General features: G+C 67.7%; 25 protein-coding genes. 13 read left to right on the top strand and 12 right to left on the bottom strand.

What is annotated here, in order from left to right:
- Positions 1 to 130 precede the first annotated feature (130 nt).
- The 5 genes from LE548_RS21710 to LE548_RS21690 are packed head-to-tail and all read left to right on the top strand — an operon-like array spanning position 131 to position 6135.
- Entirely contained in the window at positions 131 to 1093 is a 963-nt protein-coding gene (locus LE548_RS21710) for an ABC transporter permease (protein WP_308030380.1), read from the top strand.
- Positions 1094 to 1143: 50 nt separating this feature from the next.
- On the top strand, positions 1144 to 2952 hold the full coding sequence (locus LE548_RS21705) for an ABC transporter substrate-binding protein (protein WP_225098754.1): 1809 nt from the start codon (positions 1144 to 1146) through the stop codon (positions 2950 to 2952).
- Positions 2953 to 2984: 32 nt separating this feature from the next.
- Positions 2985 to 3965 (top strand): ABC transporter permease, encoded by a 981-nt coding sequence (locus LE548_RS21700; RefSeq protein WP_225098582.1) that lies wholly within the window; start codon positions 2985 to 2987, stop codon positions 3963 to 3965.
- A gap of 12 nt (positions 3966 to 3977) precedes the next feature.
- Positions 3978 to 5000, top strand: a complete 1023-nt coding sequence (locus LE548_RS21695) for an ABC transporter ATP-binding protein (RefSeq protein ID WP_225098581.1) — start codon at positions 3978 to 3980, stop codon at positions 4998 to 5000.
- A 19-nt stretch (positions 5001 to 5019) separates the two neighbouring features.
- Positions 5020 to 6135, top strand: coding sequence for an ABC transporter ATP-binding protein (locus tag LE548_RS21690; RefSeq protein WP_225098580.1), 1116 nt, complete (start codon positions 5020 to 5022; stop codon positions 6133 to 6135).
- A gap of 12 nt (positions 6136 to 6147) precedes the next feature.
- Here LE548_RS21690 and LE548_RS21685 read toward each other — a convergent pair whose 3' ends face one another.
- From LE548_RS21685 to LE548_RS21670, 4 genes are all read right to left on the bottom strand, one after another.
- Positions 6148 to 6525, bottom strand: a complete 378-nt coding sequence (locus LE548_RS21685) for a hypothetical protein (RefSeq protein ID WP_071384304.1) — start codon at positions 6523 to 6525, stop codon at positions 6148 to 6150.
- 81 nt (positions 6526 to 6606) lie between these two features.
- A complete protein-coding gene (locus LE548_RS21680; RefSeq protein ID WP_225098579.1) occupies positions 6607 to 7335 on the bottom strand; it encodes a trans-aconitate 2-methyltransferase in 729 nt (242 codons plus the stop codon).
- A 76-nt stretch (positions 7336 to 7411) separates the two neighbouring features.
- A complete protein-coding gene (locus LE548_RS21675; protein WP_225098578.1) occupies positions 7412 to 7612 on the bottom strand; it encodes a DUF397 domain-containing protein in 201 nt (66 codons plus the stop codon).
- 2 nt (positions 7613 to 7614) lie between these two features.
- Positions 7615 to 8466 (bottom strand): helix-turn-helix transcriptional regulator, encoded by an 852-nt coding sequence (locus tag LE548_RS21670; RefSeq protein WP_225098577.1) that lies wholly within the window; start codon positions 8464 to 8466, stop codon positions 7615 to 7617.
- A gap of 191 nt (positions 8467 to 8657) precedes the next feature.
- On the opposite strand from LE548_RS21670, the gene LE548_RS21665 reads away from it, so the two are divergent.
- The 3 genes from LE548_RS21665 to LE548_RS21655 all read left to right on the top strand — a co-directional run bounded on the left by LE548_RS21665 (position 8658) and on the right by LE548_RS21655 (position 11150).
- On the top strand, positions 8658 to 9062 hold the full coding sequence (locus tag LE548_RS21665; RefSeq protein WP_225098576.1) for an ATP-binding protein: 405 nt from the start codon (positions 8658 to 8660) through the stop codon (positions 9060 to 9062).
- A gap of 35 nt (positions 9063 to 9097) precedes the next feature.
- Entirely contained in the window at positions 9098 to 10006 is a 909-nt protein-coding gene (locus LE548_RS21660; RefSeq protein WP_225098575.1) for a hypothetical protein, read from the top strand.
- Positions 10007 to 10679: 673 nt separating this feature from the next.
- Positions 10680 to 11150 carry a GNAT family N-acetyltransferase gene (locus LE548_RS21655; RefSeq protein ID WP_225098574.1) on the top strand — a complete coding sequence of 157 codons (471 nt, stop codon included), beginning with the start codon at positions 10680 to 10682 and terminating at the stop codon, positions 11148 to 11150.
- Here the strand turns inward: LE548_RS21655 and LE548_RS21650 are convergent.
- The 8 genes from LE548_RS21650 to LE548_RS21615 form a co-directional block, all read right to left on the bottom strand.
- Positions 11135 to 11743, bottom strand: a complete 609-nt coding sequence (locus LE548_RS21650) for a hypothetical protein (RefSeq protein WP_225098573.1) — start codon at positions 11741 to 11743, stop codon at positions 11135 to 11137. The genes LE548_RS21655 and LE548_RS21650 overlap by 16 nt on opposite strands.
- Positions 11740 to 12138, bottom strand: a complete 399-nt coding sequence (locus tag LE548_RS46550) for a cupin domain-containing protein (RefSeq protein ID WP_225098572.1) — start codon at positions 12136 to 12138, stop codon at positions 11740 to 11742. The genes LE548_RS21650 and LE548_RS46550 overlap by 4 nt, the downstream gene beginning before the upstream one ends.
- A 49-nt stretch (positions 12139 to 12187) precedes the next feature.
- Positions 12188 to 12424, bottom strand: coding sequence for a hypothetical protein (locus LE548_RS21640; protein WP_225098571.1), 237 nt, complete (start codon positions 12422 to 12424; stop codon positions 12188 to 12190).
- 279 nt (positions 12425 to 12703) lie between these two features.
- The gene (locus LE548_RS21635) at positions 12704 to 13762 is read right to left on the bottom strand and encodes an ABC transporter ATP-binding protein (protein WP_225098570.1); all 1059 of its coding nucleotides are present in this window, start codon (positions 13760 to 13762) and stop codon (positions 12704 to 12706) included.
- A gap of 26 nt (positions 13763 to 13788) precedes the next feature.
- On the bottom strand, positions 13789 to 14823 hold the full coding sequence (locus tag LE548_RS21630) for an ABC transporter ATP-binding protein (RefSeq protein WP_225098569.1): 1035 nt from the start codon (positions 14821 to 14823) through the stop codon (positions 13789 to 13791).
- Positions 14824 to 14875: 52 nt separating this feature from the next.
- Positions 14876 to 15856 carry an ABC transporter permease gene (locus LE548_RS21625; RefSeq protein WP_225098568.1) on the bottom strand — a complete coding sequence of 327 codons (981 nt, stop codon included), beginning with the start codon at positions 15854 to 15856 and terminating at the stop codon, positions 14876 to 14878.
- A 119-nt stretch (positions 15857 to 15975) separates the two neighbouring features.
- Positions 15976 to 17739, bottom strand: a complete 1764-nt coding sequence (locus LE548_RS21620) for an ABC transporter substrate-binding protein (protein ID WP_225098567.1) — start codon at positions 17737 to 17739, stop codon at positions 15976 to 15978.
- A 77-nt stretch (positions 17740 to 17816) separates the two neighbouring features.
- Complete coding sequence (locus LE548_RS21615) at positions 17817 to 18845, bottom strand: ABC transporter permease (RefSeq protein ID WP_225098566.1); 1029 nt, start codon at positions 18843 to 18845, stop codon at positions 17817 to 17819.
- Between the two features lie 473 nt (positions 18846 to 19318).
- Here LE548_RS21615 and LE548_RS21610 point away from each other — a divergent pair, with 473 nt between their 5' ends.
- Genes LE548_RS21610 through LE548_RS21590 form a run of 5 tightly spaced genes read left to right on the top strand, consistent with a single transcriptional unit; the run spans position 19319 to position 24879 of the window.
- Positions 19319 to 20950, top strand: coding sequence for an ABC transporter substrate-binding protein (locus LE548_RS21610; protein ID WP_225098565.1), 1632 nt, complete (start codon positions 19319 to 19321; stop codon positions 20948 to 20950).
- 5 nt (positions 20951 to 20955) lie between these two features.
- Positions 20956 to 21879 carry an ABC transporter permease gene (locus LE548_RS21605; RefSeq protein ID WP_225098564.1) on the top strand — a complete coding sequence of 308 codons (924 nt, stop codon included), beginning with the start codon at positions 20956 to 20958 and terminating at the stop codon, positions 21877 to 21879.
- Positions 21872 to 22840 carry an ABC transporter permease gene (locus tag LE548_RS21600; protein ID WP_225098563.1) on the top strand — a complete coding sequence of 323 codons (969 nt, stop codon included), beginning with the start codon at positions 21872 to 21874 and terminating at the stop codon, positions 22838 to 22840. Before LE548_RS21605 ends, LE548_RS21600 begins: the two co-directional genes overlap by 8 nt.
- 7 nt (positions 22841 to 22847) lie before the next feature.
- The gene (locus LE548_RS21595) at positions 22848 to 23825 is read left to right on the top strand and encodes an ABC transporter ATP-binding protein (RefSeq protein WP_225098562.1); all 978 of its coding nucleotides are present in this window, start codon (positions 22848 to 22850) and stop codon (positions 23823 to 23825) included.
- Positions 23815 to 24879 (top strand): ABC transporter ATP-binding protein, encoded by a 1065-nt coding sequence (locus LE548_RS21590; RefSeq protein WP_225098561.1) that lies wholly within the window; start codon positions 23815 to 23817, stop codon positions 24877 to 24879. Before LE548_RS21595 ends, LE548_RS21590 begins: the two co-directional genes overlap by 11 nt.
- Positions 24880 to 24978: the final 99 nt, after the last annotated feature.

Raw genomic sequence — 24978 nt, 5'->3', positions numbered from 1 at the left:
CCCGGGCACCCCCCAGGAAGGGGGGTGCCCGGGCTTTTTGCAACCCGTTTTCGGGGGTAGTTTGCGGACAGCGCTCGGGTCATTGGGTGAACACGTGGAGTCACATTCCTACTGGTGAAGTGGGCGATCCGTGACAAATCCTGGCAAGATCGAGGGCCGGTCACCTGGCCGGCTCATGTGGCTGCGCTTCAGACGCGACCGCACGGGGGTGATCTCGGCCTACGTCGTGGGCTTCTTCTTCCTGATCGGCCTGCTCGCCCCCCTGATCTCCACGCTCTACGGCAAGAACCCGTACACGGTGTACGCGGACGAACGCCCGGACCTCTTCGACAGCGCCGGTGTGCCGGTGAAGCCCAACGGCGGTATCAGCGGCGAGTTCTGGTTCGGCCTCGAACCCGGCAACGGCTACGACGTCTTCACCAAGCTGGTCTACGGCATCCGCACCTCGCTGATGATCTCGGTCGCGGTCACCCTCGCCGTCGTCGTCACCGGCATCCTGCTCGGGGTCGCGGCCGGCTATCTCGGCGGCAGGACCGACTACTTCATCGGCCGGGTCATCGACTTCCTGCTCGCCTTCCCGGCCCAGCTGTTCTTCATCGCCAGCATGCCGGTCGTCGTCTCCCTGTTCGTCAGCCCCCGTGACGAGACCCCCACCTACGTCCGGGTGGTCGCCCTGATCCTGGTCCAGTGGTTCCTGGGCTGGATGGGGCTCGGCCGCATCCTGCGCGGCACCTCACTCGCCCTGCGGGAGCGGGAGTTCATCGAGGCGGCGAAGGTCAGCGGCGCCTCGCCGTGGCGGATCATCAGCAAGGAGATCCTGCCGAACCTCGTGACCCCGCTGCTGGTGCAGGCGACCTATCTGCTGCCCAACTTCGTGACCGCCGAGGCGGGTCTGTCCTATCTCGGTGTGGGCATCGTCGAACCCACGCCGGACTGGGGGCAGATGTTCGCCAAGGCGTCCACCCAGCTGGTGATGGAGAACGACATCACCTACATGTTCTTCCCCGGCGTCTCGATGATCATCTTCGTCGTCGCGTTCAACCTCCTCGGGGACTCGGTCAGGGACGCCTTCGATCCCAAGACCGCGCGCTGACCAGGCACGTGCACGTACTGCTGACACACAGAAGGGTGGGAATCCTCGTGATGATCAGGGGCGGACGCCACACATGCGGCGCGCTCTCCGTGCTCGCGGCCGGAGCTCTCGTGCTCACCGGTTGCAGCAAGGGCGGCAGCGACACCGGCTCGAACGACAACAAGGACCAGCAGAACGCCAAGAGCCAGCAGGCGCCCGTCAAGTTCGGGAACGCCGCCGACTCCACCGGACCCGCGGCCCCCGTGCCCGGCGCCAGGTCCGGCGGCACGATGGAGGTGCTGGAGCGTGACAGCTACGCCCATCTCGACCCGGCCCAGATCTACGTGCAGGCCCAGATGGTGGTCGCGCAGCTGATCCACAGAGGCCTGACCGGCTACAAGACGACCAGTGACGACGGGCACCGGCACGAGGTGGTCGGCGACCTCGCCACCGACTCCGGCACCACCGCCGACGGCGGCAGAACCTGGAAGTACACGCTCAAGGACGGCATCAAGTTCGCCGACGGCACCCCGATCACCTCAGCGGACGTCCGCCAGAGCGTCGAGCGCCTCTTCGCGCCCTTCATCACCCAGGGCCCGAACTACCTCCAGCAGTGGCTCGCCGACACCTCGGGCACCGACTACCGCAAGCTGCTTCCGGACGGCCCGTACAAGGGCCGGCACCTGCCGGACAGTGTCCTGTCGACGCCCGACGCGAAGACGGTCGTCTTCCACTTCAAAAAGCCCCACCCGGACCTGCCGTACACCCTGGCCATGGCGGGCTACTCGGTCGTCTCCGCCAAGGGCGACACCCGGGAGAGGTACGACAAGAACCCGGTCACGACCGGCCCGTACAAGATCCGGTCCTTCCAGTCCGGCAAATCGATGGTGCTGGTCAGGAACCCGAACTGGGACCCGAAGACGGACCCGATCCGGCACCAGTACGTGGACCGGTTCACCATCACGTTCAATCAGCAGTTCGAGACCTCCACCAAGGCGCTGCTCGCCGACAGCGGGGCCGACCGGACCGGCCTCAGCTTCAGCAACCAGGTCGACGCGGGCAACCTCTCCCACGTCCTCGGCGACCCGCAGCTCAAGTCCCGTACGGTCTCCGGCTACCAGGGCTTCGTCGGCCTGATGCACATCAACACGAGCAAGCCCGAGATGAAGGACGTCCGGGTCCGCGAGGCCATCGCCTACGCCCTGCCGGTCTCGCCCTTCGTGCGGGCCTACGGCGGCAGCGACGCCATGGAGGTCGCGGGCGGCCTGATCTCCCCGACCGTCCCCGGCTACGACCCCGCCTTCGACCCGTACGGCAAGAAGAAGAACCCCGGCGGCGACCCGGCCAAGGCCAGGAAGCTGCTCCAGCAGGCCGGCAAACTCCACCTGAAGCTGACGTTCGGCTACATGAACACCCCCGAGGGCCAGCAGTACTCCACCGCCATGGCAGCGGGCCTGCAGAAGGCCGGCTTCGACGTCCAGCGCCAGGAGATCCCGTCCGAGACCTACTTCGACCAGGTCTCCAAGCTGAACAACCCCTACGACATCTTCCACACCGCGTGGTCCGCCGACTGGCCCTCCGCCTTGACGGTGCTCCCGCCGCTGGAGGACGGCCGCCAGATCGCCGACGGAGCGTCGAACTACACGCAGCTCAACGACCCGCACGTGAACAGCGAGATCGACCGGATCAGCCTGATCACGGACCCGGCCAAGTCCGCGGCCGAATGGGAGAAACTCGACAAGTACCTGCTCACCAAGGTGGTCAACGAGGTCCCGACCGCCTACTACAAGCAGGTCCAGATCGCCGGCTCCCAGGTCGGCGGCCTCGTCTACGACGACGTCATCGGCGGCATCGACCCGCGCCGTCTGTTCATCAAGTAAACCGGCCGCCGACGTCGGAGAGCTGCCCTGCCATGCTGCGCTTCCTCGTGCGCCGGATCATCGGTGCCGTCGTCATCCTGTTCCTGCTGAGCATCGTCGCGTTCCTGCTGTTCTTCGGGGTGCCCCGGGACCCGGCCCTGCTGATGTGCGGCAAGACCTGCAACCCGGACAGCATCGCGAACATCCACCATGTGCTCGGCCTCGACAAGCCCATCACCGAGCAGTACGGGATCTTCCTGCACAACCTCGTCCTGGGCAGCGGCCGGTTCGCCCAGGGCCCCTGCCCCGCCCCCTGCTTCGGGTACTCGTACCACACCAACGAGCAGGTCTGGAGCACGCTGATGGACCGGCTGCCCACCACCGTCTCGCTCACCCTGGGCGCGGCCGTGTGCTTCCTGGCCGTCGGCCTCGGCGCCGGGCTGCTCGCCGCCTGGCGGCGCGGCACGCTGATCGACAAGACGGCCACCGCGGGCGCCATGGTCGTCAGCTCGCTGCAGATCTACTTCCTCGGCCCGCTGGCTCTCGCGGTCCTCGTCTACCAGACCCACTGGTTCGACAAGCCCGCCTACAACGAGTTCACCCACGACCCCGTCAGCTGGTTCAACGGCCTGATCATCCCCTGGGTGGTGCTGTCCACGATCTTCGCCGCGCAGTACACCCGTATGGCCCGGTCCTCGATGATCGAACAGCTCCAGGAGGAACACGTCCGCACCGCCCGCGCCAAGGGCATGTCCCGGCGTTACGTCTTCTTCCGCTACGCCTGGCGCGGCTCGCTGATCCCGATCGTCACCATCTTCGGCATCGACCTCGGCTCGCTGTTCGGCGGCGCCATCATCACCGAGTACACCTTCGGCCTGCCCGGCCTCGGCAATCTCGCCGTCCAGGCCGTCTTCTTCAGCGACCTGCCGCTGCTGCTCGGCGTGATGCTCTTCTCCGCCACCATGATCCTGCTGTTCAACATCATCGTCGACGCCACGTACGCCTTCATCGACCCGCGCGTGCGGCTGTCCTGAGGAGAGACACCGATGAGCATTCCTCTCCTGTCCGTACGGGACCTGCACGTCAGCTTCCGGACCGAGGACGGCGTCGTACGGGCCGTGGACGGGCTCTCCTTCGACCTGGAGCGGGGCAGGACGCTCGGCATCGTGGGGGAGTCCGGCTCGGGCAAGTCCGTGACCAACCTGACCATCCTCGGCCTGCACAACCCCGTGTTCACCACGATCGAGGGCGAGATCCTGCTGGACGGACGGGAGCTGACCACCGCCCGCGAGGCCGAGCTGGAGAAGCTGCGCGGCAACAAGGTGGCCATGATCTTCCAGGACCCGCTCACCGCGCTCTCCCCGTACTACACCGTCGGCCGGCAGATCGCCGAGCCGTACATGAAGCACACGGGTGCCTCGAAGAAGGCGGCGTGGGACCGGGCGGTGGAGATGCTCGGCAAGGTCGGCATCCCGAACCCCAGGGAGCGGGCGAAGGACTATCCGCACCAGTTCTCCGGCGGAATGCGCCAGCGCGCGATGATCGCCATGGCGCTGGTCTGCGACCCCGACCTGCTCATCGCCGACGAGCCGACGACCGCCCTCGACGTGACCGTGCAGGCGCAGATTCTCGATCTGCTCAAGGACCTGCAACAGGAGTTCGGATCCGGCATCATCTTCATCACCCACGACCTGGGGGTGATCGCCGACATGGCCGACGACATCATGGTGATGTACGCGGGCGGCGCGGTGGAGCGGGGCACCACCGGCGAGGTGCTGCGCGCACCCCAGCACCCGTACACCTGGGGCCTGCTGCACTCGATGCCGCGCCTGGACTCCGACCTCGGCACCCGGCTGTCCCCGATCCCCGGCACGCCGCCCTCGCTGCTCACCCCGCCGTCCGGCTGCCGCTTCCACCCCCGCTGCACGTTCCAGGACCGGGTGGCGGCCGCCGGCCGCTGCGTGCGCGAGCGCCCGCTCCTCGCCCCCGACCGGGCGTCGGCCTGTCACTTGAGTGGCGAGCAGAAGCGGACCATCTTCATCGAGGAGATCAAGCCCCGACTGGGCTAGGTCATAGGAGGTCACCGGCATGACAGAGGAACAGGTCCTTCCGGCCCCGCGCGAGGAGAACACCCGCGCGGACCTGGAGCCGTTGCTCCAGGTCTCGGCACTGACCAAGCATTTCCCGGTCAAGGGCGGTTTCCCGATCCGCCGGACCGTCGGCCAGGTCCAGGCCGTGGACGGCATCGACCTGACCGTGCACGCCGGCGAGAGCTTCGGGCTGGTCGGCGAGTCGGGCTGCGGCAAGTCGACCACGGGCCGGCTGATCACGCGATTGCTGGAGCCGACGTCCGGCTCGATCAGGTACCGGGGCCGGGACATCAGCCACGCGACGCGCAGGGAATTGGCGCCGATCCGGTCCGAGATCCAGATGATCTTCCAGGACCCGTACTCGTCGCTGAACCCGCGGCAGACGGTCGGCAAGATCGTCTCGGGCCCGATGGAGATCAACGGGATCGAACCGGAGGGCGGCCGGGAGAAGCGGGTCCGTGAGCTGCTGGAGATCGTCGGCCTGAACCCGGAGCACTTCAACCGTTTCCCGCACGAGTTCTCCGGCGGCCAGCGGCAACGCATCGGCGTGGCAAGGGCGTTGGCGCTGGAGCCGAAACTGATCGTGGCGGACGAGCCGGTCTCCGCACTGGACGTGTCGATCCAGGCGCAGGTGGTGAACCTGCTCCAGCAGGTGCAGGACGAGCTGGGCATCGCGTTCGTCTTCATCGCCCACGACCTGGCGATCGTCCGGCACTTCTCGCAGCGCGTCGCGGTCATGTACCTGGGCAAGATCATCGAGGTCGGCGACCGCCAGTCCATCTACGCCCGCCCGCGCCACCCCTACACCCACGCCCTGCTGTCCGCCGTACCCGAGGTGAACCTCACGGAGGAGGAGGGCGCCGGGCGCGAGCGCATCCGGCTGGCCGGTGACGTCCCCTCGCCGATCAACCCGCCCTCCGGCTGCCGCTTCCGCACCCGCTGCTGGAAGGCACAGGACAAGTGCGCGACCGAGGAACCCCCGCTGATCCGGCTCTCCGGGAACCACGAGGGCCATCTGACGGCCTGCCACTTCCCGGAGGACCCGACCACCGAACGCGAGGAGGACATCGTCCTGGACCCGGCGCTGGCGGCGCTGGAGGAGGACGCCGACTGACCGAAGGATGACTCAGGAGGCGAACGGCTCGATCTCCCCCGCGAAGACGATGACCTGGTCGATGAGGCTCCGCCGCAGATGGACGACGTCCGTTCCCGCCAGGCGGGGACCTCCGTCCGGCGTGGTGAAGACCCACTGGTACCGGGCCCACTCGTCAGGCATGTCCACCGCCGAGCAGCGCACCATCGTGCCGGTCCCCGCCGGGTGGCGCCGGATGTCCAGCACGAACCGTTCGACCGCCGCGATTCCTTCGCTGCGACCCAACGGCCCCCAGAAGACCACGTCTGAGGTCAGGGCCTGGGAGAGCAGGGCAGTCACATAGCTGTCGTCCGAGGCGTTGAACGCGGAGATGAACGTGTCGATCGCGGAGCGTGCAATCTCTTCCTGCATGCCCCAGTAATACCAGCCGTTGCGCGTGCGCTCGCTCCGCGAGCCGCCCTCCGATCACGGTGGACCATCCCGGTCACCGCACTAGGCGGGCCGGGCCACGGTGATGATCTCGGGACTGGCGGGGGTGACCGGCCCCCGCCCCCAATCGCCGTACTGCACTACGACCGTCAGCCCGGCCTCGGTCAGAAAGCCCTCCAGGGACTCCGGGTCCAGGAACCGCAGCACGCTCGGGCACTCCTGCGGGGCCGCCCAGCGGTCGCCGTCATAGGTCTCCGTGAACCGCACCCGCCCCCCGCTGAGCCCGTCGCCCTGGACCTCGTGCCACACCCGCACCGCTGTCCCGTCCTCGGCGGTGATCTCGTACACCCGGTCCGGGGTCCACCGCTCCCAGGCGCGGGCGGCCGGGTTGCGGGTCTCGAACACGAACCGCCCGCCGTCGCCGAGGGCCGCCCTGACCCCGCGCAGACAGTGCCGGATCTCCTCGTCCCCGACCAGCTCCTGGAAGGCGTGGCCGGTCATGACGGCGAGGTCGAACTCCCCGCTCCACAGCCGGGTGCGCATGTCCCCGAGCACCCACTCGACGTCCGGCCGGGCCCGTCTGGCCTGTACGAGCATGGCGGGGGCCGGATCGAGCCCCGTCAGCCGGCCCCGGTGCCCCTCGGCCCGTGCCCGCCGCAGCAACTGCCCGGTCCCGCACCCGATGTCCAGCACCGAGCGGGCCTCCCGCACCAGACCGAGGTAGAAGTCGTCACCCGGGCCCCAGGGATTGAGGCGGTCGTAGAGCGCGGCGAGCGTGAGATCGGTAAACACATGATCTACCACCGCGGCAGTCTGACACACGGTGTTGAACGGTGCGTCAGTTTCCGGCGGAGTTCTTGAGACTCTCTCAACTCCTCGCTGAGCCCTCGAACTTCAAAGACTCGATGAACGGGGTGAAGGCGGCGGGAGGGAAGGTGAGGGCCGCTCTGTCCGGGGTCTTTGAGTCGCGGATGCCTATGTGGGTGTCCAGGTGCGCGACTTCGACGCAGGCGTCGCCCTGGTCGCCGCCGGAGAAAGACGACTTCCGCCAGGTGTTGGGGGTCAGCATGCTCACAGCTCCTTCGACAGTTGGTGCATGAAGTCACGCGAACGGTCGGGGCCCAGTGACACTTCCTCCATCCTACGGAATCGGGTCCGATATCGATTGAGCTGGGCTTCGGCATCGATGAACACGGGCCCGCCGGGGCCGTCACGGACGACGGTGTCCAGCTTGGGGACGGGGCCGCCCGCATAGACCATCGCACTTCCGGCCCCGCCGAAGTCATCCAGGTCGAAGGGGATGACACGTACGGTGACATGATCGGCTTCGGAGATTTCCAGGACGCGGGCGAGCTGAGCCCGTGCCGTGGATCGGTCGCCGACCCTGATGCGCAGTGCCGCCTCGTGGATCACAGCCTCGTACGGGACCGGGTCCGGGCGCTCGATGATGATCCTCCGCTTCATCCGGTGATCTACCCACTGCTCGACATCGCTCTGTGGAAACTCCGGGTTCACGTACGAGAAGAGGGACCGGGCGTAATCCGCGGTCTGGAGAAGGCCAGGGACGTGCAGGAACTCCACGTCCCACCGGAAGCGGGCGTGATGCTCCAGCTCGGGCAGGTCCAGGAACGGCGTGGGCAGCTGCCCCCGGTACTCCTCCCACCAGCCACGGGTGCGGTCGGTCGCCATGGTCACGAGCGCGTTGATCAACGCCTCGTCCGTACAGGCGTAGTGGGCCGCCATGCGTCGTACGCGTTCGGCGCTCACGCCGGCGACAGCGGACTCGATCTGGCTGATCTGCGCAGAGTCGGCGCCGAGCAGCTCCGCTGCCTCGCGAGCCTTCATGCCTGTCGCCTCGCGCAGTCTGCGCAGTTCGGTGCCCAGTCGCACCCTGCGGGCCGTGAGGTGCCTCTTCGGTGGCAACCGTTTCTCCTGTCGCAACTGCCCTGTGGATGTCGCTCGTTCGGGGCCCAGAGTACGACCACGGCTTGCAACTTCCCAAGTTTTGGAAATACCGTCGGTGACGTACCGCACACGCAGCGGAAGTGCACCGCGAATGCGGCGTTGCCACCCTGCGCCCAAAAATCCCTTCACCTCAACGGAGTTGATGACGCATGTCCGAAACCTGGGACTACACCCTCTACATCCCCAACGACCTGAGAGCGGTCACGGTGTGCCGCCGCACCCTGCGCCTGATCCTGACCCCGCACGGCCTGACCGGACTCACGGACACCGCTGAACTCCTCGCCACGGAGCTGGTGTCGAACGCGGTACGGCACACGAAGGGCCCGGCGGCGCTCAGGGTTCGCCGTACCGAGGAGGGGGCGGTGTGGATCGGGGCGTGGGACACCGACCCGGTGCCGCCCGACCCGCCGCGTCCGTTGGAGCAGGTGGTGGAACAGGAGGAGGGGCGGGGGTTGGGGCTGGTGGAGGCCTGCGCGGACCTCTGGGGGTGGCAGCCGTCGGCCCGGTTCGGCAGCAAGGGCAAGTTCGTGTGGTGCGAACTTGTGGCCGCCTAGCTCGTTGATCACGACGTCGTACGAAAGGAGAGGTGATGGTCGGCTCGTCGCACGAGGCGCTGCACCAGATCTTCCAGAAGGATCCCGCGCTGCTGACGAAGGCGTTACAGAAAGTCCTGCACGTGCCGTTTCCCGAACCGAGGGAGTTCGCCGCGCTGAACGTGGACCTCACGGAGATCGAACCGGTCGAGCGCCGCGTGGACACGCTGTTGCGGGCGGAGACGGACGAGGGCACGTACCTGCTGGTGGTCGAGTCGCAGGGGAAGGTGGACGACCGGAAGCGGGGCAGTTGGCCCTGCTACCTCAGTTACCTGTACGAGAAGTACCGCTGCGAGCCCGTTCTCATCGTCATCACTCAGAGCAGCCGTACGGCCAAGTGGGCCTCGCGTCCCATCCGGCTCGGTTTCCCGGGATGGGAGTCGCTGACGGTACGGCCGCTGGTGATCAGCCCGGACAACGTGCCCGTGATCGCGGACGAGAAGCAGGCCGAGCTGGACGTACCTCTTGCGGTGCTCTCGGCCATGACACACGGACGCGGTCCGCAGGCTCCGGCCATACTGGAGTCCCTGGCCGCCGCCCTGCGGACCATCGACCCCGACAGCGCCGCAGTCTTCGTGCAGTTCGTCGACTCATGCCTGGCCGACCCCCAGGCGAAGCAGATGTGGAGGGAGCTCATGACCGCGATCCAGTACTTCTGGCGCCACCCACTCGCCGAGCAGGTGCGCGAAGAGGGACGCGAAGAAGGTCGGGAACAGGGCCTGGAGCAGGGCCGTATCGAGGACCGCCGCCAGATGGTGCTTCGCATCCTGGAGTGGCGCAGCATTCCGGTGACTGACTCTGCCCGCGAGCGCGTCAGCGCCTGCACGGACCTCGACCAGCTTGAGACCTGGGCGAAGCGAGCCGTACACGCTACGGACGCGGCGGAACTGTTCGCCGAGGAGTGAGCTAGCGGACCGGTTCACGGCGCAGGCGCGCGTCTTGGGGCACGGGCCTGCGTTCCGTGGAAGCGGCCTTGCTTCCCAGCTGCGGACCGGCGCCGCTCCTCGCGCCATGGCCACCTGGCGCAACCTCGTCATCGGCGCCCTCCGCCTCACGGGGAGCACCAACATCGGCGCCGGCCTGCGACACAATGCCCGAGACGCACGACGCCCGCTCGGTCTCTCGGGACTCGCGTGATCACAAACCGGACATCATCCGACTACGCCGAAGCCCTGGTCCCTGGTCCCGTGCGGCGTTCCGGCAGCGCACAGGCATCGCTGCGTCTGCCGCGATGCTAGCTGCACGGCTTCCATCCCGATCTTGTTGAAGCTGGCCGCCCGACGTGACGACCTGCTCTTGGTAGACCTCGCCGTCCTCCACGAGAGCTGACATCGAACAGAACCGCGGGAGCGGTGACAGCCGCCGTGACGGGTTGCCCCACGCCCCACGTGGCCGGAATCTGCCATGCCGGGGATCATGGGGACGACGGACTTCTGCGCATGTGGAGCGCACTATCGTGTACGGCTACACGTTTGTATGTACCGACTGTTGACTGGGTCTGATCGCATGCCGGAGTTCGTATCTCCCTTCGCTCCCTACAGGCCGCGTCCCGAATTCCGACCGGAGCCTGTAGCGGCCATGCTCGCGGAGGCGACTGAGCAGGATCTTCCTTGCCTCGCTGCCCTTCAGGTCGGTCTTCGGGGAGGGACGGTCGAGGAGTGGACCGAGCGAATTGGGCGGATGCTCGCCGGTGACAGGAGCGCGGTCGTGCTCGCTCGGGTGGGTGGGGAGACGGCAGGGTACGCGAACGTGGCCTTCCTTTCCGAGCACCCGGAGGACGGCGCACCCGGTGGGTACTACCTGACCGGTGTGACGGTGGCACCAAGGTGGCGGCGGCGCGGAGTGGGCGCGGCGCTGACCCGGTGGCGAATGGTCTGGGCCTGGCAACGCGGCCCTGAGGTGTGGTGTTTCGTCTCCGCACGTAACCGGGCCTCGCTCGACCTGCACCACGCCCTCGGTTTCCGCGAAGTGCGCCGCGCCGGCGTTCTCCAGGGGGTGGCGTTCGACGGCGGCGAGGGTGTTCTGATTCGGGCTCAATGCCCTGCCTGACCTCTGATCCGCTCCAGCAGCTCCGCCACCGGGGCCCGGTGCCAGTCCCGCTCGGTGCCGCCGAGGTTCGTGCCCGTGGCGCGGGCCAGGTTGAGCTCCTCGGTTTCAAAGAGCCAGTCGAGCCGGGCGACCAGGCCGGTCCCGGCCGCGGTCAGCCTGATCGTCCGCCCGACTGCCAATTGCCCTCTGGAGACGAACGGTCGGCCGTCGGCGATGCTGCCGACCCCCGCCTTGATCACGGCAAAGGCCCGGCGCGGGCTCGTCACTCTCAGCGCAGCGCCGGGCGGGACGACGACGGTCCACCGGTTCCGTTCCACCTCGGCGTCGGGAAGGGGGCTGCCCGACAGCAGGTCCCCTCGGTTCCAGGAGCCGCGGAGCCAGAGCGTCAGTGGATCCACAAGAAGATGCTCCTCGATCCGCCTGCGATCCAGATACCCGCCCAGTCGGGGGTCCCGGAATCGGAATTCCGAGAACTCGTCAGTCACGTCCATTTCGCCTTCGCGTACGCGGAAGGTACCTTCCAGCCGGGGCACGCTCAGCAGGCGGGTCACGGCGGTGGTGAACGGGGTGTGCGGTGTGGTCGTCATGATCACAGGCCCAGACGTTGGACGGCGCTTGCCAGGACGGTTCCCGCGGACGTCTCGCTGGTCAGGTATTCCGCGGCGAGGGCTGACGGGTGGGGTCTTGAGAGGGTGAAGGAAAGGTGGGCCGAACGGTCTGAGGCAGTACGGGCGCGGTGAGGCCAACCGTGGGGCAAATAAAGCACGTCCCCGGACGCCAGGATGAAGGTGAACTGCTTCCCGAGCGGCGCGGGTTCGAGGCCGGCGGATGGATCGACGCCCAGGGCTTTGGCGTAGTCGGATGATGTCAGGTTTGTGATCAGGCGAGTCCCAGGAGAGCGAGCGTGCGTTGTGTCGCAAGCCGGTGGCGATGTTGGTGCTCCCCGTGAGGCGGAGGCGCCGCTGGCGAGGTTGCGCCAGGTGGCCATGGCGCGAGGAGCGGCGCCGGTCCGTAGTTGGGAAGCATCTCGGCGAATGTCACGTCTCTAACATGGTGCAGGGCCTCGACCTTCCAGTGCGCTGGACGGTGTCCTTCCAGAGGTCGTTCGGCTCGATCATCTGGGTGCCGGCCCAGTTGAGGCCCTTGGTTCCTACGTCGCCGTAGAGGGTGACCTCGCCGTTGGACCAGAGCACCAGTAGGTCGAACTGGTTGGACCCGGTGAAGTCGCCTGCGGTGATGGTCGTCGCGTGCTTCCAGGTCGACCCGGAGCACACGGAGTAGGGCAGGCACGGGCGTTATGGTCCTTGCCGCAGGCAGCGGCACCAGCAGCACCACCAGGCTGAGAGCGGCGACCGTCAGTGTCCGCCGTGCCATGAGACTTCTCCCTGGTGAAGACATCCCTGAGGGACCCCGTGTCACCGCTCCTGCCTCACCGTACAGAGAGATGCAGCCCCTCCGAGGGAGGTCCTGGAAGATCCAGTCACCGCAGTTCATGACGAAGGCCCGCGCCTTGGGGGGAGGCGCGGGCCTTCGTTCTCGGGAACCGGACTGTGTCAGGCCGCCGCCTCCGGGTCCTTGGAGAGGGCGTCCGTCGACGTACGGGGAGCCGGGATCGTCTCCTGGGTCTCCGGGTAGTGGCAGGCCGTCAGGTGGCCCGGCTTGTTGCCCTCCGCCTGTACCAGCGGGGGCGCCTCGGTCGCGCACTTCTCCGTCGCCTTCCAGCAGCGGGTGCGGAAGCGGCAGCCGGAGGGCGGGTTGATGGGCGAGGGGACGTCACCGACGAGGCGGATGCGCTCGCGCGGCTCCGCGTCCACCGTGGCCTCGGGCACGGCGGAGAGCAGGGCCCGGGTGTAGGGGTGGCGCGGGTTGCCGTACAGGTCCTCGCGGTCGGCGATCTCGACGATCTTGCCGAGGTACATCACGGCGACGCGCTGCGAGAAGTGCCGGACGATCGCGAGGTCGTGCGCGATGAAGACGAAGGCGATGCCCAGCTCGTTCTGGACCTTCTGGAGCAGGTTGACGACCTGCGCCTGGATCGACACGTCCAGCGCCGAGACCGGCTCGTCGGCGACGATCAGCTTCGGCTCCAGGGCGAGCGCGCGGGCCACGCCGATGCGCTGGCGCTGGCCGCCGGAGAACTCGTGCGGGAAGCGGTTGAAGTGCTCCGGGTTGAGGCCGACGATCTCCAGCAGCTCACGGACGCGCTTCTCGCGGCCGCCGGCCGGGTTGATGCCGTTGATCTCCATCGGGCCGGAGATGATCTTGCCGACGGTGTGCCGCGGGTTCAGGGACGCGTACGGGTCCTGGAAGATCATCTGGATCTCGGACCGGATCGGGGCGAGGCCCTTGCGGTCGGCGTGCGTGATGTCCTGGCCGCGGTACTTGACGGTGCCGGCCGTGGGCTCCAGCAGGCGGGTGATCAGCCGGCCGGTGGTCGACTTGCCGCAGCCGGACTCGCCGACCAGGCCGAGGCTCTCGCCCTCGGACACCTGGAAGTCGAGCCCGTCGACGGCCTGGACGTGACCGACCGTACGGCGGATCGGGAAGCCGCCCTTGATCGGGAAGTGCTTGGTCAGCCCGGAGACGTCCAGGAGGGGAGTGGTGCTGCTCATGGTGGTGAAAATCCCGTCTCTTTACGTCAGTGGGCCTGGGCGGCCGTGTCGGCGAAGAACTCGCGGCGCTGCTCGTCCGTCAGATGGCAGGCCTTGCCGCGACCGTCCACGATCTCCAGCGGCGGGCGCTCCTTGGCGCACTTGCCGTCCGCGACCCGGTCGGCGAAGGCGCAGCGCGGGTGGAAGCGGCAGCCGGACGGCGGGTTCAGCAGGGAGGGCGGCGAACCCGGGATCGGGTTCAGCGGCACGTCCACCGGGCCCTCCAGGCTCGGCATGGAGCCCAGCAGACCCCACGTGTACGGGTGCTGCGGGGTGCGCAGCACCTCCTCCTTCGGGCCGCGCTCGACGCACCGGCCGCCGTACATCACCAGCACGTCGTCGGCGATGTCCGCGATCACACCCAGGTCGTGGGTGATGAAGATGATTGAGGTGCCGAACTCCTTCTGGAGGTCCTTGAGCAGGTCCATGATCTGCGCCTGGACCGTCACGTCGAGCGCGGTGGTCGGCTCGTCGGCGATCAGCAGCTTCGGGTCGCAGACCAGCGCCATCGCGATCATCGCGCGCTGGCGCATACCGCCGGAGAACTCGTGCGGGTAGTTGTCGACCCGCTGGTCCGGCTGCGGGATGCCGACGCGCTTCAGCATCTCGATCGCCCGCTCCCGGGCCTCCTTCTTGGAGGCACCGGTGTGCTTGCGGTACACCTCGCCGATCTGCGTGCCGATGGTGTGGTACGGCGACAGCGAGGCCAGGGCGTCCTGGAAGATCATCGCCATCTTGTTGCCGCGGAGCTTCTCCAGCGTCTTCTCGGAGGCGCCGTTCAGCTCCTCGCCGTCCAGCTCGATGGAGCCCTCGATGGTGGTGCTGTCGGGGTTGTGCAGGCCCAGGATGGTCAGGTTGGTGACCGACTTGCCGGAGCCCGACTCACCCACGATGCCCAGCGTCTTGCCGCGTTCGAGGTCGAAGGACAGGCCGTCGACGGCCTTGACGACGCCGTCCTCGGTCGAGAAGTGCACCTTCAGGTCCTTGATGGACAGGAAGGGCTGCGAATCGGTGCTCGTCACGGGGACGCTCCAGAGGGGGGTGATGCGGGGTAGCTGGTAGGGGCAGGCGGGGTCAGGCGAGCCGGATCCGCGGGTCGATCAGGGCGTACACGGCGTCCACGACGATGTTGGCGACGATCACGAACGCGGCGGTGACGAGCATGACGCCGAGCAGCATGGGCAGGTCGTTGGTCTGCACCGACTTCACCGCCAGCATGCCCAGGCCCTGGAGGCTGAAGGTCTTCTCGGTGATCATCGCGCCGCCGAGCAGCACGCCCATGTCGATACCGAAGATGGTGACGATCGGGCCCATCGCGCCGCGCCAGGCGAAGCGGAAGAAGACGTTGCGCCGGGACAGGCCCTTGGCGCGGGCCGTACGGACGTAGTCCTCGCTCAGCGTCTCCACCAGCTGCGAGCGGGTCATACGGGTGTAGTTGGCGGTCCAGATCAGCGCCAGCACCAGCCAGGGCACGATGAGACCGGTGAACCAGGCACCCGGGTTGCTGCTGAACGGGGTGTACGTGGGCTGGTCGAAGATGTGCACCTGGTACACGAGCAGGTACAGGGCCAGGGGGCCGACGAAGTAGATCTGCATCGACGAGGCGACCAGCGAGGCGGAGCTGGCGATCTTGTCCGTGGACTTGCCCTGCTTCACCGCGGCGAGCATGCCCATACCGATGCCGAAGATGAGGAAGACGACCGAGGAGCCGATGGCCAGGGAGGCCGTCGTCGGGAACCGGTCCCACACCGTGGCCCAGACCGGCTCACGGTTGACGAACGAGTAGCCCAGGCACGGGGCGGCGCAGTTGCCGAAGCCGGGGTAGTTGCGGCCGGCGAAGATGCCCTTCAGCCAGTGCCAGTACTGGACCGGAAGCGGGTCCGAGATCCCCATGTTGTGCCGGATGACGTTGAGCGTCTCCGGCGTGCAGATCTTGCCGCAGGCGATCCGGGCCGGGTCACGTGGCACCGCGTAGAAGAGCAAGAAGGTGACCGCGCTGATGATCAGCAGCGTGATCACGGCGCCGAGGAATCGGCGGACGAGGAAGCGAAGCATGGGGGTTGGCTTTCCTGGGAGGGCCGTCGTGCGGAGCGGGCCGGGCCGGGGTGACCGGGGACCCGGTGGACGAGCCGAGGGTGGGGCGGCCGATCGCCGCCCCACCTCTCAGGGATGGATCAGGCCTTGACGTACATCTTGTAGAGCATGCAGCCGTCGAAGTTCGGGTCCATCTTCAGGTTGCCGAGCTTGGAGCCGTGGATGTACAGGCGCTTCATGTACACGTCCGGGATGAAGGTGCCCAGCTCGGTCACCTGCTTGTCCAGCGCGGCCCACATCTCGTTGGCCTTGTTCTGGTCGACCTCCGCCGTGGCGGCCTTGATGGCGGCGTCCACGTCGGCGTTCTTCAGGTGGCAGTAGTTGGTGCCCTCGTCGCGGACCTGGTCGCCCTCGAACAGCGGCTGGAAGACCGAGTAACCGGTCGGCCAGTCGGAGCTCCAGCCGCCCCAGAAGATGTCGAAGCCGCTGTTGAGCTTGCCGGTCTGGTCGTACCAGGTGGTGGAGTCGACGGCCTTGGTGACGACGGTGAAGCCGGCCGCCGTCAGGGCGTTCTGGACGACGACCTTGATCTTGGCCTGGATCGGGTCGTCCTGGTACGCGTAGACGATCTTGGTGCCGAGCTTGCCGGCCTTCTGCAGGATCGCCTTCGCGGCGGCCGGGTCGCCCGCCGGGTTCTTCAGCTTGCCCCAGACGTCCTGCGACTTGTAGCCGGCGACGAGCGGGCTCATGATGCCGGTCGCGTAGTCACCGCGGTGCTCGCCGCCCTGCAGCGAGCGGATGGCGGCGGTCGGGAAGGCACGGATGATGGCCTCGCGGACCTTCATGTCCGGGACCGTCGTCTGGTTGATCCAGTACACGCTGGTGCCGCTGCTCAGGCCCTCGAACAGACGGTCCTTGGCCTTCGCGGTGGCCTGCGGGACCTTCGCCTGCGGAACCGTGCGCCAGGAGACCGCGTACTGGTCGTTGCCGGTGTCGGCGATGATGCGGTCGGCGGCGGTGTCCGCCTGGATGCCGAAGGTGAAGTCGAACTCGTCCGGGTAGGCGTTGCGGATCGGGTCCGTGTTCGGGTCCCAGTGCTCGTTGCGGACCAGGACCATCGACTTGTCGGTGACGTGCGACTGGATCTTGTACGGGCCGTTGGAGACCGGCTTCTTGTCGTAGTTCTGCTTGGTGTCCAGCTTCACCGGGGTCGGCGCGTAGGAGTGCATCGCGAGGACGTAGTTGAAGTCCGGACGCGCCTCGGAGAGGTGGAAGGTGATGGTCTTGCCGGTGGTCTCGATCGACTTCAGGTGCTTGCCGTCGTAGGGACCGGGGTAGGACTTGCGGTAGTCCTGGGTGCCCGTCAGCCAGTTCGGGACGTAGGTGGCGCCCTCGGTGATGAAGCTGGCGAAGGCACGCTCGATGCCGTGGCGGGCGTCGTCGACGGTGACGTCGGAGCCGTCCTCCCACTTGATCCCGTCCTTCAGGGTGAAGGTCCAGGTCTTGCCGCCGTCCTTCATGGTGCCGACGTCGGTGGCGAGGTCGCCGACCAGGGTCATGGAGCCGTCGTCGTTGACCTTGTAGCCGGTCAGGGTGCGGGAGAGGACGATCGCGGCCAGCGAGTTCCAGGCGTAGTAGACGCGCTGCGGGTCGAGGTGCGAGAAGTCGTCGTCGTTCAGCAGGTAGACCTTGCCGCCCTTCTTGGCGCCGGAGACCTCCGGAGCCGGGCCCTTCGAGTCCTCCGCCGTGCCGATCTTGACCGTGGCCGTCTGGGCCTTGGCCGCTCCCTGCTTGCCGGTGTCGCCGGAGCTGCTGGAGTTGCCGCTGCTGCACGCCGACAGGACGGTGGTGGAGGCCGCGGCAACGCCAGTGGCTATCAGGAAGTTTCTGCGCGAGAAGGACATCGCATCCTGCCTTGAAGTGAGTTGATGAGAGAAGTCGGCCCCCGGCGTCGTCGCCGTGGTCCTGAACAGGTCCGGGGTCAGCGGTTGGTCTTCGGGTCGAGCGCGTCGCGCACCGAGTCACCGAGGAGGTTGAAGGCCAGCACGAACATCACCATCGTGATACCGGGGAAGCACAGGAAGGTGATGTCGTCCTGGTAGAAGTTGGCGGCGTACCCGATCATGACGCCCCAGTCGGGGGTCGGGTCCTGAACACCGACGCCGAGGAAGGCCAGACCTGCCTCCGTGGTGACCATCGTGGGCAGCAGCAGGGTCCCCTGGATGAGGATGGGCGTCCAGAGGTTCGGAAGCAGCTCCTTGAAGATGATGCGAGCCGGAGACGCGCCCGTGACCTTCGCCGCCTCGACGAACTCCCGTTCGCGCAGGGCCAGTACCTGACCGCGCAGCAGTCGGGCGACGGAGGCCCAGCTGAAGAGGGTGAGCAGGGAGATCAGGCTGACCACGATGAGCCAGGTCGGCGTGTTCTCCGTGGGTGCCACGAACAGGGAAATGACCACCGGCGTGAAGGCCACGAAGAACAGCTGCTGCGGGAAGGCGAGCAGGAGGTCCATGACCCGGCCGAGGAACCAGTCCGTCTTGCCGCCGACGTAGCCGGACGTGATGCCGATCACGACGCCGACGACCATGACCAGGACCGTGATCCCGGTGGAGATCAGCAGCGAGTTGCGGATCCCGTAGAGCAGGAAGGTGAAGACGTCACGGCCGAGCTGCGGGTCGATGCCGAACCAGAAGTCGCTGCTGATGCCGCCGTTCGCCTTCGCGGGCAGGCCGTTGTCGCCCAGCAGGCCGGGCGTGTTGATGCCGTACGTCGTGTACGGGTTCTTCCCGTACAGCTTGGCTATGAGTGGCGCGGCAAGGGCGACCACGAAGAAGGCGATCACGATGATCGCCGAGATCACGCCGACACGGTCCCGCTTGAAGCGGCGCCAAGCCAGCTGTCCCGGGGTCCTGCTCTCGGAGCCCTTCGAACCGTCAGAAGAGGTCGTCTTCTCGGCGGACTCGTCGGTCACCTCAAGCGGGGCAGCCGCAGATGGAGATGGGGGGGTCATGATGCTCCTGGCCCAAGGGAGGGTCTGATGACTCCGCAGGGCACTCCCCTACGGGCTACGCCGGACTTTTTCAACGCAATTCATTCAAGGTCAATAAATTCTCGGCCGACTTGGTTGTCTATTTACCTTCTTTACTCTGCCTTGACCGTTCCGTAGCTACGCGGGTAGTGCGTTGTAATCGATCCGTGCTTCACATCGGACTAACCGGGCGAATGGGTCAATGGGTTCGATATGCGGACGGTGGTGTGTCGAAATGCGTACATCGGCACGTCGCAATCCAACGTTTCGGCATCGTTACGCGGAGATCTATTGCAGGGTCCCCGCAAGATCGTCCGACCGTCCGTCGGCCGCTGCCCCGCATTCGGATGACGTGTCCCCCTAAAGGCCGCTCAATCCGGCGGCGTGCATGCGGTATGTGTCGTATAGCCCGATAGTGACCGGTATCGGGCCGGCGATCACGGAGGGAGGGCCGCATGCGTGGGCTCACGCGCGCCGGAGGGCGCACCGCAGGGGCCGTCTGCGCGATCGCCGCGGGGCTGCTGGCCGCCGGCTGCGGCGGCGGCAGCGGGTACGGCGGCGCCGGGGTGCTGACTTCCTCCTGGGGCGACCCGCAGAACCCCCTGGAGCCGGCCAACACCAACGAGGTCCAGGGCGGCAAGGTCCTCGGCATGGTCTTCCGGGGCCTGAAGAAGTACGACCCGAGGACCGGCAAGGCCGTGAACATGCTCGCCGAGCGCATCGACACCCCCGACTCGCGGAACTTCACGATCACGCTCAAGAATGGCTGGAAGTTCAGCAACGGCGAACCGGTCACCGCCCGGTCCTTCGTGGACGCCTGGAACTACGGGGCGAGCCTCAGGAACAACCAGAAGAACGCGTACTTCTTCGGTTACATCGAGGGCTACGACAAGGTCCACCCCGACAGCGGCCCCCAGACCGCCGACACCCTGTCCGGGCTGAGGGTCACCGGACCGCGGACCTTCACCGTCCGCCTCAGCCAGAAGTTCTCCAGCTTCCCCGACACCCTCGGCTACGCCGCCTTCGCCCCGCTCCCGCGCGCCTTCTTCACCGACCACGCGGCCTGGCTGAGCAAGCCGGTCGGCAACGGGCCCTATGAGATCGAGTCGTACACAAAGGGCTCCGCCATGACCCTGAAGCGGTGGGACGCCTACTCCGGCCCCGACCGGGCCCGGAACGTCGGCGTCACCCTCCTCGTCTACACCGACAGCAACACCGCGTACACCGACGTGCTGGCCGGCAACCTCGACCTGGTCGACGACGTACCCGCCACCCAGCTCAAGAACGTCCGCACGGACCTGAACGGCCGGTACATCAACACCCCGGCCGGCATCCTGCAGACCCTGGCCTTCCCCTACTACGACCCGAAGTGGAACACCGACGGGGCACGGAAGGTCCGCACGGGCCTGTCCATGGCGATCAACCGCGAGCAGATCACCCGGACCATCTTCCGCCGCACCCGCACCCCGGCCACCGACTGGACCTCCCCGGTCCTCGGCACGGCCGGCGGCTACCAGGCGGGGCTGTGCGGCCACGCCTGCGCGTACGACCCCGTCGGGGCCAGGAAGCTCATCGAGGAGGGCGGCGGGATCCCCGGCGGCCGGCTGACGATCACCTACAACGCGGACACGGGCTCGCACCGGCAATGGGTGGACGCCGTGTGCCACTCCATCAACAACGCCCTCGGCAACGACAACGCCTGCGTGGGCAACCCGATCGGCACCTTCGCCGACTTCCGCAACCAGATCGGGCAGCACAAGATGACCGGTCCCTTCCGGGCCGGCTGGCAGATGGACTACCCGTTGATCCAGAACTTCCTGCAGCCCCTGTACTACACCGGTGCCTCCTCGAACGACGGCAAGTGGTCGAACGCCGAGTTCGACCGCCGCGTGGACCAGGCCAACGCCGAGACCGACCGGGCCAGGGCCGTGGCGCTCTTCCAGCGGGCCGAGGAGGTCGTCCGCGACAACATGGCGGCCATCCCGCTCTGGTACCAGAACGGCAGCGCCGGCTACTCCGCCCGGCTCTCCCACGTGGCGCTCGACCCCTTCAGCGTGCCGGTCTACAACGAGATCAAGGTCGGCTGACCGCCATGGGGCGCTATGTCGTCAGGCGGCTGCTGCAGATGATCCCGGTGTTCGTGGGGTCGACGATGCTGATCTTCCTGATGGTCAACGTGATGGGTGATCCGATCGCCGGCCTGTGCGGCGAGCGTGCCTGCGATCCGGCGACGGCCGCCCAGCTCAAGCGTGAGTTCGGCTTGGACAAGCCGATCTGGCAGCAGTACGCGACCTACATGGGCAACGTCTTCACCGGCGACTTCGGTACGGCGTTCAACGGGCAGAAGGTCACCGAGCTGATGGCGTCGGCGTTCCCCGTCACCGTCCGGCTGACCGTCGTGGCCATCCTCTTCGAGATCGTCATCGGGATCGCGCTGGGCGTGGTGACGGGCCTGCGGCGCGGCCGCCCCGTCGACACCGGCGTCCTCCTCGGCACGCTGGTGGTCATCTCCGTGCCCACCTTCGTCACCGGTCTGCTGCTGCAACTGCTGCTCGGCGTGAAATGGGCGTGGATCAGACCGTCGGTGTCCCCGGACGCCGCCTTCGGCGAGCTGCTCGTGCCCGGCCTGGTGCTGGCCTCGGTCTCCCTGGCCTACGTCACCCGGCTCACCCGCACCTCGATCGCCGAGAACAAGCGCTCCGACTACGTCCGCACGGCCATCGCCAAGGGCCTGCCCAGGCGCCGGGTCGTCGTACGCCACCTGCTGCGCAACTCCTTGATCCCCGTCGTCACGTTCATCGGCACGGACATCGGCGCGCTGATGGGTGGGGCGATCGTCACCGAGCGCATCTTCAACATCCACGGTGTCGGCTACCAGCTGTACCAGGGGATCCTGCGCCAGAACACCCAGACGGTCGTCGGCTTCGTGACCGTCCTCGTCCTGGTCTTCCTGGTCGCCAACCTCCTGGTCGACCTCCTGTACGCCGTTCTGGACCCGAGGATCCGCTATGCCTGAACAGCCGCCGTACGAGCCCGAGCGCGCGATCGCCGGCACCGGCATGGGCGGCGCGATGGACCTCGCGACGAGCGAGGCGACGACGCTGGAACAGCCGCCCGGCGGCCCGCTGGGCAGGCCCCGCTCGCTCTGGTCCGACGCCTGGCGCGACCTGCGCCGCAACCCGGTCTTTCTCCTGTCGGGGCTGGTGATCCTCTTCCTGGTCTTCATCTCCCTGTGGCCCTCGGCGATCGCCTCCGGCAGCCCGCTGACGTGCGACCTGGCCAGGGCCCAGGACGGCCCGGGACCGGGCGCGCCCTTCGGGTACGACGGCCAGGGCTGCAACGTCTACACCCGCACCGTCTACGGCGCCCGTACGTCCGTCACGGTCGGCGTCCTGGCCACGCTGGGGGTGGCGGTGCTGGGCTCCGTCCTGGGCGGCCTGGCGGGCTATTTCGGCGGGACCTGGGACGCGATCCTGTCCCGGCTCACCGACATCTTCTTCGCGATCCCGGTGGTGCTGGGCGGCCTGGTCCTGCTGTCCGTGGTCACCAGCAACACGGTCTGGCCGGTGATCGGCTTCATGGTGCTGCTCGGCTGGCCGCAGATCTCCCGCATCGCGCGCGGCTCGGTCATCACCGCCAAGCAGAACGACTACGTCCAGGCAGCCCGCGCCCTCGGCGCCTCCGACACCCGCATCCTGCTCCGCCACATCGCCCCGAACGCCGTGGCCCCGGTGATTGTGGTCGCCACCATCGCCCTCGGCACCTACATCGCCCTGGAGGCGACCCTGTCCTACCTCGGCGTGGGCCTCAAACCCCCCAGCGTCTCCTGGGGCATCGACATCTCCGCGTCCTCCCCCTACGTGCGCAACGCCCCCCACGCCCTGCTCTGGCCCTCGGGCGCCCTCGCCGTCACCGTGCTGGCCTTCATCATGCTGGGCGACGCGGTGCGTGATGCCCTTGATCCGAGGTTGAGGTGATCGTGTCGTGCTGCTCGAAGTGCGGGATCTGCGGGTGGAGTTCCGGACGCGGGACGGAGTCGCGCATGCGGTCAACGGGGTGAGCTTCGAGGTGGACGCGGGGGAGACCCTCGCCGTGCTCGGGGAGTCCGGGTCGGGGAAGTCGGTGACCGCGCAGGCTGTCATGGGGATCCTCGACATGCCGCCCGGGAGGATCAGCGGCGGACAGATCCTCTTCCAGGGGCGGGATCTGCTGACTCTGAAGGAAGAGGAGCGGCGGAAGATCCGGGGCGCCGGGATGGCCATGATCTTCCAGGACGCCCTGTCGGCCCTCAACCCCGTGCTCTCCGTGGGCGACCAACTCGGCGAGATGTTCGTCGTGCACCGGGGGATGTCGAAGAAGGAGGCGCGGGCCAGGGCCGTCGAGCTGATGGAGCGCGTGCGGATTCCGGGCGCGGCCCAGCGGGTCCGGGACTACCCGCACCAGTTCTCCGGCGGCATGCGCCAGCGCATCATGATCGCCATGGCACTGGCCCTGGAGCCGGCCCTCGTCATCGCCGACGAACCCACCACCGCCCTGGACGTCACCGTGCAGGCCCAGGTCATGGACCTGCTCGCGGACCTGCAGCGCGAGTACCGCATGGGACTCATCCTCATCACCCACGACCTCGGCGTCGTCGCGGACGTCGCCGACCGGATCGCCGTGATGTACGCCGGGCGGATCGTGGAGTCCGCACCCGTGCACGACCTCTACAAGGCGCCCGCCCACCCCTACACCCGGTGCCTGCTGGACTCCATCCCGCGCCTCGACCAGAAGGGCCAGGAGCTGTTCGCCATCAAGGGCCTGCCGCCGAACCTGACGCACATCCCGCCCGGCTGCGCCTTCCACCCCCGCTGCCCGATGGCCCAGGACGTCTGCCGCACCGACGTACCGCCGCTGTACGAGGTGTCCGACGTACGCGGCAGCGCCTGCCACTTCTGGAGGGAGTGCCTGCATGGCCGGTGAGCCGATCCTGGAGGCCGACGGGCTCGTCAAGTACTACCCGCTCACCCGGGGCATCCTCTTCAAGAAGCAGATCGGCGCCGTGAAGGCCGTCGACGGCGTCGACTTCACCCTCGGCAAGGGGGAGACCCTCGGCATCGTGGGCGAGTCGGGGTGCGGCAAGTCCACGATCGCCAAGCTGCTGTGCAGCCTGGAGCGTCCGACGGCCGGACGGATCCGGTTCAAGGGCGAGGACATCACCCGGCTGTCCGGCCGCGCCCTGAAGGCCGTGCGCCGCAACATCCAGATGGTCTTCCAGGACCCGTACACCTCCCTCAACCCCCGGATGACGGTCGGCGACATCGTCGGGGAGCCGTACGACATCCACCCCGAGGCGGCCCCGAAGGGCGACCGGCGCCGCGCGGTGCGGGACCTGCTGGACGTCGTCGGCCTCGACCCGGAGTACGTCAACCGCTACCCCCACCAGTTCTCCGGCGGTCAGCGCCAGCGCATCGGCATCGCACGGGGGCTGGCGCTGCGCCCGGAGGTGATCGTCGCCGACGAGCCGGTGTCCGCGCTGGACGTCTCGGTCCAGGCCCAGGTGATCAACCTGCTGGACCGGCTCCAGTCCGAGTTCGACCTCTCCTACGTCTTCATCGCGCACGACCTGTCGATCGTCCGGCACATCTCCGACCGGGTCGGCGTCATGTACCTCGGGCGGATCATGGAGACCGGGCGGGACACGGAGATCTACGACCACCCCACGCACCCCTACACCCAGGCGCTGCTCTCGGCGGTCCCGGTCCCCGACCCCGCGGCCCGCGAGCGGCGCGAGCGGATCATCCTCACCGGAGACGTGCCCTCCCCGACGAACATCCCCTCCGGCTGCCGCTTCCGCACCCGCTGCTGGAAGGCGCAGGAGCGGTGCGTCATGGAGGTCCCGGCCCTGGCCGTCCCCGCCGTCTTCCGGGACGCCGGCGGTCCCGCCGCGCACGACTCGGCCTGCCACTTCGCCGAGGAGCTGCGGGTGGTTCCGGCGGACGGGGCCGGGGAGGAGAACGGCAGCGGGCCGGGATGACATGGCGCATCCCGGCCCGCTTACGGCACCCGCACGGCCGTACGCTGTTCAGACTCCCGCGTCCGTATATCGGTACGGCTTCCGTGAAGTTGCCTGCGT

Origin of the sequence: Streptomyces sp. CoH27 (assembly GCF_020181035.1) — a bacterium.
Lineage (GTDB): Bacteria > Actinomycetota > Actinomycetes > Streptomycetales > Streptomycetaceae > Streptomyces > Streptomyces camelliae.
This window is presented reverse-complemented; position numbering and strand designations above follow the sequence as displayed.